A 9,558-nucleotide genomic window follows, 5' to 3' on the forward strand; every position below is an offset into this window, starting at 1 on the left:
TTAAAGCGTTAAAGCGATTGAGGGTTGAGCCGGAACGCTTGCTAAATGAGCCGGAGGTTTTACAACTTGATTTTTAGCCTTTTTGGGTGCAAACGCTATTTTAATTATTCCGATTGTATTAATGTTCGTTGTTTTAGGGATTGAAACTTTGCGAAAATTAATACACGGATATTAGTAGTTTTTAACCCCTAAAAAGTTAAAAAGTATTGAATATTACTGAAAAGAAAGGAATAAATAAAATGTTAGAAAAAAGTGTCTTTGATATTTATATTGAATTTATGCAGATTATATTTGGTGTAGATATGCCGCCGGCTTTGGCTTATATTTGTTTTACTTTGTTTTTAACTTTTATTATTGGTGTTATATTTTGAATATTTAGATTGATATTTAGGGGTTTTTGTTAATATCAGTTTTTAGATAAAGTTTATCAAGGTTTATATCAGTTTGCTTTTTTTATTCCTGCTAATAAACTAATAAATATATAAACAAAAACTATAAAAATAATATTTAATCAACCACTAAATATATTTTTTTAAATATAATTAAACAATTTAAAACAATCATAATTAATGTAAAAAATCAATTCATTAAATATCAATTTATAATTCATTTTCTAATATTTAACATTTAAGATACCACCTTACATATTTTAAAAATCATATAAATAACAAACCATATAGTAAAGAAAATAAACAATCATATAACTACCATACATACATAATATTCAACAGTTTTATCAATCAAACCTAATTTAGTATTATTTTTATTTTTTAAAGACTTAAAAAGTTAACTTGCATTTTTTAAAACTTTAAAACTATTAAACAAAATATGAAACTAAATATTCTAATTATCCAATTTTTAACAATGATATCGCACTAGGAACATTTGATATGTTTGATAATAATAATTTAAAAAATCCGATACCTTATAGTGAAAGTAATTTAGTTGTTTTAAATGAAATGGCTTTATATATTCCTGCTAATGAGGTTAAAGATGGTAGTAAGTGTGGTTTGTTATTTGCAATATTATCACAACCAATCAAATTCACTGTGTTTGTGAATAAAAACGAAAATATTGATAACAAACTAAGTAATTTTTTCATATTTGTTGTATCCTAGATAAAAACCACTATCTCAATAATTGGGATTATCAATATTTTCTAAATCTTCTAGTAATTGTTTTAATTCTTCTGATGTTAATTTTTGTTGTGTTATTTTGTTATCATAATGATTATTATATTCATTTAATAAATCATTATTAGCATCATTTTTGTTTTGCGAATTAAACTGTTTTTTGTTTTCTTGTTTTAATTTTTCAAAATTTAAAAGTAAATTTTTTCCCACAATATTACCATTTTTATTATTGATACTACTATGAACCGCATAATTTTTATTTTCATCAATTTTTAAACTAAAATAATTTTGATAACTTGATAAACCTAAACAATTTTTATCCAAAACAACACAATCTTTTTGTTTGTTTATTAAAATATGTGTTTTATTATTTATTTCTTGCGAAATTAAATTTTGATTTAGATAAATTTTTTTTATCATATTTAATTACCTCACTTTTTTTCATCTTTTAATTTTATTTTTACTAAAATTAATATCTAATAGTAAGTTAAAAATAAATAATTAATTAAACCAAAAAAAAAACAATTCTTAACGAACTGGTTCTATATTTTTGTCAGACTGTTTTTGTCAATTAATATCAGATAAATTATTTACCACTGTATAACCAAATTTATCTTCAACATAATTTTTTATAATTTCATTTCACGATTTTTTTTGTAATTCTTTAAAATTTTTTGTTAAATATTCATCAATATTTTTAATATTATCTATCATTCCACTTGATCAGCAGTATCCTGTTCAATATTGTTCTAAACCAAATTTATATCAAAAGTTTTCTTTTTCTTCATGATCGGTATTTTTTGAAATTAAATCCGTTATTTTATAATGATCTTTTATATTATCTGAATCTTTTATAACTAAATACATGTTTTATACTCCTTATTGGGTAATTTGTCATAGTTTGAATTATCTTTTAATTCTCAAGTTGTGAAACTTTATGACCTTTGGAACTATAATTAGTAGTAATTATTTTTTTAAAATCTTCTTTATATAATTGTTGTTGTTTTAATTCAGCAAGTTCTTTATCTAAATTTTGATTAAAATAATGTGCCATTTCTAATTGTTCTTTAAGTGCTTTATTTTCTGCTTCAAGTTTGTCAAATTTAATTGATTCTGTTACATTCATTATTTATCATCCTCAATAACAGTTAATTTGTCTAATTGTTGTTTTGTGATTTTAACACCTTTTAATTTAGCAAAAGATAAATCAACACCTTGTAAATCAACCCAACGTAATTTAGCACCTTCTAAATCTAATGGTTCATATTCTAAATCTAAATAATAATTTATTTTTTGTTCTTCAACAGTAACTGCTGTTAAATCTTTAATCATATCTTGTAATTTTTTCATTTTATAATTCCTCCAAATTCTTTTCTGCAATTAAAGTATCAATATAGTCATAAGCACTTTCTTCTGAATGACATTCTTCTAATGCTTCATTAAATAAATCTTCTTCTGTGTAAACTTTGCCATCTTCATCTTTTCACATATTATTTATCTCCTTTAATCATTTTTTGATAAATTCTTAAATAGTTGATTTCAAAAGGGATTATTTATAACTTCTTCCATTGCTTTTTTAATATTTTTATCACTTATTTTTCAAATATTATCTATATCAGCTTGAGTGGTTTTAAATTTTGCTTCTTCAAATTTTTTATCTAAATAATTATTAATATCTTTTAAAGCAACATATTTTTTCATATTATTTATTCTCCTTATTTTTTAATCAATTCTTCACTACTTTTAAGAATATTTGCTTTCATAAATTCTCTTAATATATCTAATAAAGTATCTACTTGATATTCTTCTAATGTAATTTCATAATTTCTAATCTTAATTTTTTCCATATTATTCAAATCCTTTTCATTTAATATTTTCATTTTCTAAATCAATAATGGTTGTTATTCAACCATTTTTATTTTCAACATTAGCAGTAATTTTTGCTTCTTCTAATGTATAAAATGATTTAGTTAAAATATCATTTGAAAAATCACTTTTCATAATTAATAAGTATCTTTTATTCATAATTTAATTCCTCCAAATTATTTTTATTTAATGCTCAATGTTCATCAGTAATTTCATCTTTTGAAACTAGATAACTTCTAAGCATTAATTCATTTATTTTGTTGATAATTTTTTTATTTAACTTTTTCATCTTTACCTCCTAAATTATTCCTTTTATTTTTTTTCTCAAATTGTAATATTTTTCATCCATCTGATGGGTTGACAATTAACTCAATCAAATGATGTTGTTATTTCATCTCAAGTTTTATTAATATATTTACTTTTATATTCTGTCATTTTTTAATTCTCCTTTTTAACTCGCTGGCACTCACTCCCAAGTGAAAGTGCCAAAGCGAGAATTAGTTATATAAGTATTTATCTATTTATTTACTACGCCATCCGCTTTACTGGGGGTAAGCGGTGGCGGTGTTATGTTTGTTTTAGCATCTATTAAAAATCTGCAACTATATTTTTATATTTGACGCCAGACATATATGTCTTCCTTCTTCTGTGTCCATTTGTGCTTTCGCTCTGGGATTTGACGCTCAGTTTTTGAAATTAAATTTACTTGCACCCATATGAAGGACCGAATGCTATTTAAACTCCAATCAACCACAAATTTCGCAAATTTAATTGTTTGTGTCATCATCTCTATTTTTATTGTGGTTCAATGTTAGCCTTGGACACATCACCACTATCGCAAGTTATTAAAAATAATAACCAACGCCGATTTATCTCTTTACTCATACACTATTTCAGTACTTGCCTCGTACGGCTGTGGGAATGAGTATAAACTCATGTTCTTATGGAAGCACTTAGTTATTTATAAAATAACTGTCCCACTCTGCATTAAGTTTTATAAAATCAAAGTTTTAACAAACCAGTTTCTTCGTTGTGAATGATGATAATTTATAACAATTAATAACATCACATATTTTTTGTTGTTTAATTATCATTACCTCCTTTTAGGAGTTGTTTTATTTCAAATAAAAAAACAACCCTTTAATAAGAGTTGTTTGGGCGAATTTCATTTTACAATATACATTTACAAAAATTATTAAAATCTTGCTTTTCTTACTGAAAACCAGTAAAATAATAAATATTATATTAGAAGGGTCCAAAAATGGAAAATATAACAAACAACGAAACAATATTAAAACTAAATAATAATAAAACTTGAATATTAAAAAATAATATTAAGACTTTAACTAAAAGCTGACGATTTTGATTTAAGTTAATAATTGGTCTTTTACCAATTATTTCAATTATTATTTTTACTAGTGTTAGTTTATCACTAACATTATGGTGTAAACATCAGGGAATATTTCCAAAAAGTTGAGTACCAAAATATGAAACAAAATTATCAGAGTTACAAAGTTGATCAGATATTAGTATTAGTTTTATGGTTATTTTTCGGAATTTAACCTTATATACATCATATTCAACTTTTATTTTTTCTGCCTTCTTCCTTAATTCTGCTTTTAATACCTTAAAAGAAGGGCAAGGACGATATGATAATAGTAAAATTGGACTATTAACAATGGTAGTTATTTGCTTTACCTTATTCTTTTATAATCTTTCTTTACCGATTACAGGTGATTTGAAAACCTGATTACCAATTCAATGAATGAGTATGTTTTTACAACATTCTTTAATTCCACTATTAGGTGTGATTTATTATTTTACTTGTTATCAACATCATAATTTAAGTTATAATAAAATAACTATGTTACGTTGATGAGGTTATAGTTTAGCAACAATTCTAGGATATTTCTTAGTATTTACTATGCTTGGTTATATTTTAAAAGCAACTCATAGTTGAAAACCAATGCCAGATATGTCATTCTCAGGTTATTTTCCATATGATTTTATGGAATTTACAAATCCAAAAGCTAGTTATACAAATGGTAAAGTTCCAATGGCGGTCCAAACAATTGTTGTTTACACTACCTTTGCCTTAATTATTAGTGGCTGTTACTTTGGATTCTATTTTGCACAAAATAAAATTAGTAGTAAAAAAACAAAGCGATTACAAAACCAATTAAATTTAGCAAAATAAAAAGTAGTTTCAAACTACTTTTTACCTTTTTTATACTTTTTACTAGTTTATTTATTTTGATAATAAATCATGCTTATTAGGTAATGATTCTGAATTTGGCAGTGTTTCTTCCACTGAATTATTGTCCTTTTTCAATAATTCTGGACAACAATTTTTGTAACTTAATTTGACATGTTTTTTAACAGGGTCAAAATTAAGAACTTCTACTTCAACACTGTCACCAACATTAACAAATTCTCGAATATCTCGGACAAAAAAATCGGAAAATTCACTAATTTAACAATAACTTTGCTTTTTTTTATCATACATAATATTTTTTTTCTCTTTTTCATAACATTATTATATTATTAAAAAGTTAAAAATCATTTGCTATTTTAAAAATTATCATTTTAAACAATTACGAACAATTATTATTCATTTAGTTTAGAGAATAAAATATGATAAAATAAAACGAGAAAGGAACGAAAATCATGGTAAATAAAGTATTAGTAATTTATGGAACGGTTAGTCCTAATGAAAAATCATATTCAAAAGCTTTAGCAGCTCGTTTTCTTAAATATTATCAAGCAGCAAACGCAAATGATGAAATTATTCATTTAGATTTAAACGAAACCCCAATGGCGCTTAAAACACTTACTCGTGATAACTTTGGTACTTATTTTAATGCCGAGGATACTGATGTTTATGTTAATCAATTAAAAGAAGTACAAAAAGTTATTGTTGTATGTCCAATGAATAACTTTAATGTTTCTGGATTAATGAAAAATTACTTAGATCATGTTTTAGTTGCAGATAAAACATTTTCATATAAATATTCAAAAAAAGGTGATGCAATAGGGTTATTACCGCATTTAAAAGTACAAATTTTAACAACCCAAGGAGCTCCTTTTGGTTGATATCCATGGGGAAATCATACTGAATATTTAAAAGGAACATGAGAATTTGTTGGTGCTACTGTTAATAAACCAATTCTTGTTGCAGGAACAAAAGTTGCTCCAACCAATGCCCTAACTCTAGATGAGTTAATTGATCAATATGATGAAGAAATTCAAAAAGTTGTTAAAACATTTTAATTAATAAAAATAATAAAAACTCAACAAATGTTGATTTTTTATTTGCTTATTAATTAATAAATTATGATAAACTTAATAAGTATATGATTTTAAAATTAGTTTTAAAGTTTTAAAATAGATTACTTTAATTATTATTTATAAAATAATAATTTAAAAGAAACAATAAATTTAGAAGAACTATCAGACATTAAAAATTTCTATAATGACTTATTTAATGGGGTAGTTTTACAATATTTTCACAATGATAAAGATAAAGAAAATATTGTAGATGGAGCAGATATTCTTAATGTAGCACAAAAAACTCTAAGCAATTTAAAAAGTAAACTGAATATTTTTGAATTAAAGGCAAATCCAGCATCAGAAGCAGGCACAATTTCATCCAAGAATGAAAAAGTATTAGAAACAGGTAATTCAATGTTTTATACAGGTGGAATAAAAAATGTTCCAAATGTTGTTCCTAAACCAGCAAGATTAGAAAAATTAACTAAAGAACAAACTATAAAAATTTATAAAGAAAATATAGCAACACAGCAAGAACAAAATCAAGAAATTGAAAATGAAAGATAAAAAAACAAAAAAGACTGCACCTCAAAAAGTAAGTAAAATAAAAAAGATTTTTCTAAACTTTTATAAAAGGTGCATTTTTATATGGCAAAAAAGGTCAAAATTTAAATCATATATGCCAAATTTAAAACTATAAAAGAAGCAAAAGAACCATTTGGCATAGTTTACAAAATATTACCGGTGTTGTGCAATATCCGTAGTCCTTTGGAATTGGGGAAAGGAAGAATTAATTTTAGTAATGGAACAGAAAAATATTAGAGGCAAAATATTAAGAACAATTAACAAAATGGTTTGCTATTTTTATAATTAGGAAATATAATATTATTGTGAATGTCACATATAAGAATTTTAAATTAATGATATTTAAATTTTTCACTTAATTTTTATTCTCTTTGCAAAAACTATGAAAAGTAAAAGGAAGAATTACAATGGTAGGAAACTGTAATTTATCTTGTTATGCTTGTAATTGTACTTGTGAGCAAAGTGGTGGTTATCTCAATTGTTCAAATTATCACAATTGTGACTCAAATGATAATCATAAGAGAAAAACAGACTAGAAAATAATTTTTACTTAGGATTAAAGTTATCTTTGATAGACTTTAATACTTTTTAAATTATTTTTCTTAATTAGAATATGATAATTTAAGAAGGGATAAAATGTTGAATGGAAATAACTAATAAAACAATTTATTCCAATTCAAATGATACAAAAATGAATGAAAAAGGAAAGAAATATAGTTTTAGAAAAATGCGGTTGATATTAGAATTGTTTTAGATGTAATGGAATGATTAAAAAAAGATTATGTTGATTGTTTCTGTCTAGCTACAAGTAATTTAGATTTTGCTCCCATTGTTAGAAGAATTAAACAAAAGAATAAAACGGTGATTGGAGTCGGTGTAATTCGTAATGCAGAAGATTATAAAAAACTTTATCATTGATTTATAAGCGTTGATAAAATTTTAAAGGCGAAAACCTTTAATGATAAAAAAGAATTGGTAAAAAATAATAGCACAAAAAGTAATGAAACAAAAGAGTTAACAAAAGCAAAAGAAGATTTAATTCGAAAAGTAGATTTAATAATTAAAGAAAATGATAGTGATAGCAAAGGTTTTGTACAATTTTCGGTCATAATTGAAAATTTATATAAAAAAGTTTCAAATTTTAAGACCGCGTAAAATATTCGGTTGGTATAAATTTACCAAAAACTAAGAAAAAGATAGATATAAAATTCTATCTTTTTTAATTAGGTTAAAATTGTCGTTAACCTTGCTTAGTTTAAGAAAATAACAGCAAAACCAACTAAATAAAACTCTTCTACTTGGAATGTCGTTAAATTAAGCAAGCGAGGATAAACAATACAGTGGTGGCCGTACTGCTACGACATAATGGAGGCAATTCTTTTAGGCAATATAAAAGAGTTATCGTGGTTTGGGGATAAATCTTTAACCTGCAATGGCTAAAGGGTAAGTGTTCCAAAATAAAAAAAATTAGAAATCTTACTATTTATAAGGAGGTTTTGAAAGTGTCTTTAAAAGAACTCTGTTGAAAAGAGTTAAAAATTAAATTAGCAAATAAGACAGTATTAATTAATAAATGTCAGTGTTATATCAATGAGTACTTTACAAAATTAACTAAAAACAGAAAAGGCGGCTGATATTGTAAAAAGTATGCTCGGCATTGCTTAGCAAAATTAGAATTTATTAATAAACAAAAAATAAGTTATAGTATTTGATTTTTGACTTTAAAATGACAACATTACAAGATTTAATTAAAGATTTAACAGATATTACTGTTGAACAAAATAAAATAAATGAATATTTAAGCAGAGAATTTTTAGATTTACGAGATGCTAAATTACAAGGTACTAATTTACAAGGTGCTGATTTAAAAGATATTAAAATCACAAAACAACAATTAGACCAATTAACTGTTATTGAGGAGAATGAATAATGAATATAACAGAATCAATTAAATTTAACAAACTAAAAGAAGAAAATGAATTACTTAAAAATGAAATTACAGAATTAAATAAAGATTTAAATTGAAATTTAAAAACTGAAGAAGTACTTAATAAAATGATGGAAGACCTAATAAAAATAAATGAAGCACTTAAAGCAGAACTTGCTGAGTTAAAAGAACAACAATTATATTATGACAAATTACCTAGTAAGGAGGAAAAATTAAATAATGAGGAAAAGTTGTCCTAAATGTAGATCAAAAATAGATGGTGATGATAAATATTTATGATGCAGTAATGATTATTGTATTTTAGCAAAAAAATCATATATTCTTAGAAAGAAAAAATAATGAATATATCAGAATTAATTAAATATGACAAACTTAAAAAAGAACTTGCTGAAAAAGATAAAGAAATTAAAAAACTAAAATCAAAACATTTATTTAAAGAAGACTTTTATTTACTTTGTGAAGAAGATAAACTTACATATGATTGAAAAAGTTTACAAACTGATGAAATAACAATTGAAATGCACTTAAAATATTGTGAAAGTAATAATCATAGATATTGCCTAATTAATTGAAAAAAAGATATTAATAATTTACCAAGTAAGTTAGAAAGTAAGGAAGATAAAATTAGTTGAAGATAAATTTAGTTATACAGTGACAGTGATAAATTATTTATCTGATATTAAATGACAAAAAGAGTCAGACAAAAATATAGAACCAGTTCGTTAAGAAGTGATTTTTTGGTTTAATTAATTATTT

The 9,558-nt window shown here is 23.9% G+C and carries 19 protein-coding genes; 9 read left to right on the plus strand and 10 right to left on the minus strand.

What is annotated here, in order from left to right; translation table 4 throughout:
- Positions 1-890: 890 nt before the first annotated feature.
- Positions 891-1,118 (plus strand): hypothetical protein, encoded by a 228-nt coding sequence (locus C6B38_RS06855; RefSeq protein WP_105299082.1) that lies wholly within the window; start codon positions 891-893, stop codon positions 1,116-1,118.
- Here C6B38_RS06855 and C6B38_RS06860 read toward each other — a convergent pair.
- The 10 genes from C6B38_RS06860 to C6B38_RS11975 form a co-directional block, all read right to left on the minus strand.
- On the minus strand, positions 1,086-1,553 hold the full coding sequence (locus C6B38_RS06860) for a hypothetical protein (RefSeq protein WP_105299083.1): 468 nt from the start codon (positions 1,551-1,553) through the stop codon (positions 1,086-1,088). The two genes, C6B38_RS06855 and C6B38_RS06860, sit on opposite strands and share 33 nt — an antisense overlap.
- 108 nt (positions 1,554-1,661) lie before the next feature.
- Positions 1,662-2,000, minus strand: a complete 339-nt coding sequence (locus tag C6B38_RS06865) for a hypothetical protein (RefSeq protein ID WP_105299084.1) — start codon at positions 1,998-2,000, stop codon at positions 1,662-1,664.
- A 46-nt stretch (positions 2,001-2,046) separates the two neighbouring features.
- On the minus strand, positions 2,047-2,259 hold the full coding sequence (locus C6B38_RS06870; protein ID WP_105299085.1) for a hypothetical protein: 213 nt from the start codon (positions 2,257-2,259) through the stop codon (positions 2,047-2,049).
- Complete coding sequence (locus C6B38_RS06875; protein ID WP_105299086.1) at positions 2,259-2,483, minus strand: pentapeptide repeat-containing protein; 225 nt, start codon at positions 2,481-2,483, stop codon at positions 2,259-2,261. Before C6B38_RS06875 ends, C6B38_RS06870 begins: the two co-directional genes overlap by 1 nt.
- A 1-nt stretch (position 2,484) precedes the next feature.
- Positions 2,485-2,622 carry a hypothetical protein gene (locus tag C6B38_RS10310; protein ID WP_162475809.1) on the minus strand — a complete coding sequence of 46 codons (138 nt, stop codon included), beginning with the start codon at positions 2,620-2,622 and terminating at the stop codon, positions 2,485-2,487.
- 14 nt (positions 2,623-2,636) lie between these two features.
- Positions 2,637-2,834, minus strand: a complete 198-nt coding sequence (locus C6B38_RS06880; RefSeq protein ID WP_105299087.1) for a hypothetical protein — start codon at positions 2,832-2,834, stop codon at positions 2,637-2,639.
- 14 nt (positions 2,835-2,848) lie between these two features.
- A complete protein-coding gene (locus tag C6B38_RS11970; RefSeq protein ID WP_255401094.1) occupies positions 2,849-2,980 on the minus strand; it encodes a hypothetical protein in 132 nt (43 codons plus the stop codon).
- A 1-nt stretch (position 2,981) separates the two neighbouring features.
- Complete coding sequence (locus C6B38_RS10315; RefSeq protein ID WP_157092856.1) at positions 2,982-3,158, minus strand: hypothetical protein; 177 nt, start codon at positions 3,156-3,158, stop codon at positions 2,982-2,984.
- Entirely contained in the window at positions 3,151-3,288 is a 138-nt protein-coding gene (locus tag C6B38_RS10670) for a hypothetical protein (RefSeq protein WP_199558610.1), read from the minus strand. Before C6B38_RS10670 ends, C6B38_RS10315 begins: the two co-directional genes overlap by 8 nt.
- 23 nt (positions 3,289-3,311) lie before the next feature.
- Positions 3,312-3,434: a hypothetical protein gene (locus C6B38_RS11975; protein WP_255401095.1), complete on the minus strand. Its 123-nt coding sequence runs from the start codon at positions 3,432-3,434 to the stop codon at positions 3,312-3,314.
- Positions 3,435-4,260: 826 nt separating this feature from the next.
- Here C6B38_RS11975 and C6B38_RS06885 point away from each other — a divergent pair.
- The 8 genes from C6B38_RS06885 to C6B38_RS06925 all read left to right on the plus strand — a co-directional run bounded on the left by C6B38_RS06885 (position 4,261) and on the right by C6B38_RS06925 (position 9,440).
- Positions 4,261-5,196 carry a hypothetical protein gene (locus tag C6B38_RS06885; protein ID WP_105299088.1) on the plus strand — a complete coding sequence of 312 codons (936 nt, stop codon included), beginning with the start codon at positions 4,261-4,263 and terminating at the stop codon, positions 5,194-5,196.
- A 470-nt stretch (positions 5,197-5,666) separates the two neighbouring features.
- Positions 5,667-6,269, plus strand: coding sequence for an FMN-dependent NADH-azoreductase (locus C6B38_RS06895; RefSeq protein ID WP_071937405.1), 603 nt, complete (start codon positions 5,667-5,669; stop codon positions 6,267-6,269).
- A 414-nt stretch (positions 6,270-6,683) separates the two neighbouring features.
- Positions 6,684-6,836, plus strand: a complete 153-nt coding sequence (locus tag C6B38_RS11410; protein WP_233485629.1) for a hypothetical protein — start codon at positions 6,684-6,686, stop codon at positions 6,834-6,836.
- 777 nt (positions 6,837-7,613) lie between these two features.
- A complete protein-coding gene (locus C6B38_RS06905; RefSeq protein WP_233485630.1) occupies positions 7,614-8,009 on the plus strand; it encodes an NYN domain-containing protein in 396 nt (131 codons plus the stop codon).
- Positions 8,010-8,356: 347 nt separating this feature from the next.
- Positions 8,357-8,602, plus strand: a complete 246-nt coding sequence (locus C6B38_RS06910; protein WP_105299089.1) for a hypothetical protein — start codon at positions 8,357-8,359, stop codon at positions 8,600-8,602.
- Positions 8,581-8,784 carry a pentapeptide repeat-containing protein gene (locus tag C6B38_RS06915; protein ID WP_105299090.1) on the plus strand — a complete coding sequence of 68 codons (204 nt, stop codon included), beginning with the start codon at positions 8,581-8,583 and terminating at the stop codon, positions 8,782-8,784. The genes C6B38_RS06910 and C6B38_RS06915 overlap by 22 nt, the downstream gene beginning before the upstream one ends.
- Positions 8,784-9,041 (plus strand): hypothetical protein, encoded by a 258-nt coding sequence (locus tag C6B38_RS06920; RefSeq protein ID WP_105299091.1) that lies wholly within the window; start codon positions 8,784-8,786, stop codon positions 9,039-9,041. The genes C6B38_RS06915 and C6B38_RS06920 overlap by 1 nt, the downstream gene beginning before the upstream one ends.
- A 99-nt stretch (positions 9,042-9,140) precedes the next feature.
- The gene (locus C6B38_RS06925) at positions 9,141-9,440 is read left to right on the plus strand and encodes a hypothetical protein (RefSeq protein ID WP_105299092.1); all 300 of its coding nucleotides are present in this window, start codon (positions 9,141-9,143) and stop codon (positions 9,438-9,440) included.
- Positions 9,441-9,558 lie beyond the last annotated feature (118 nt).

It is taken from the genome of Spiroplasma sp. ChiS (assembly GCF_002968355.1).
GTDB classification, from domain to species: domain Bacteria; phylum Bacillota_I; class Bacilli_A; order Mycoplasmatales; family Mycoplasmataceae; genus Spiroplasma; species Spiroplasma citri.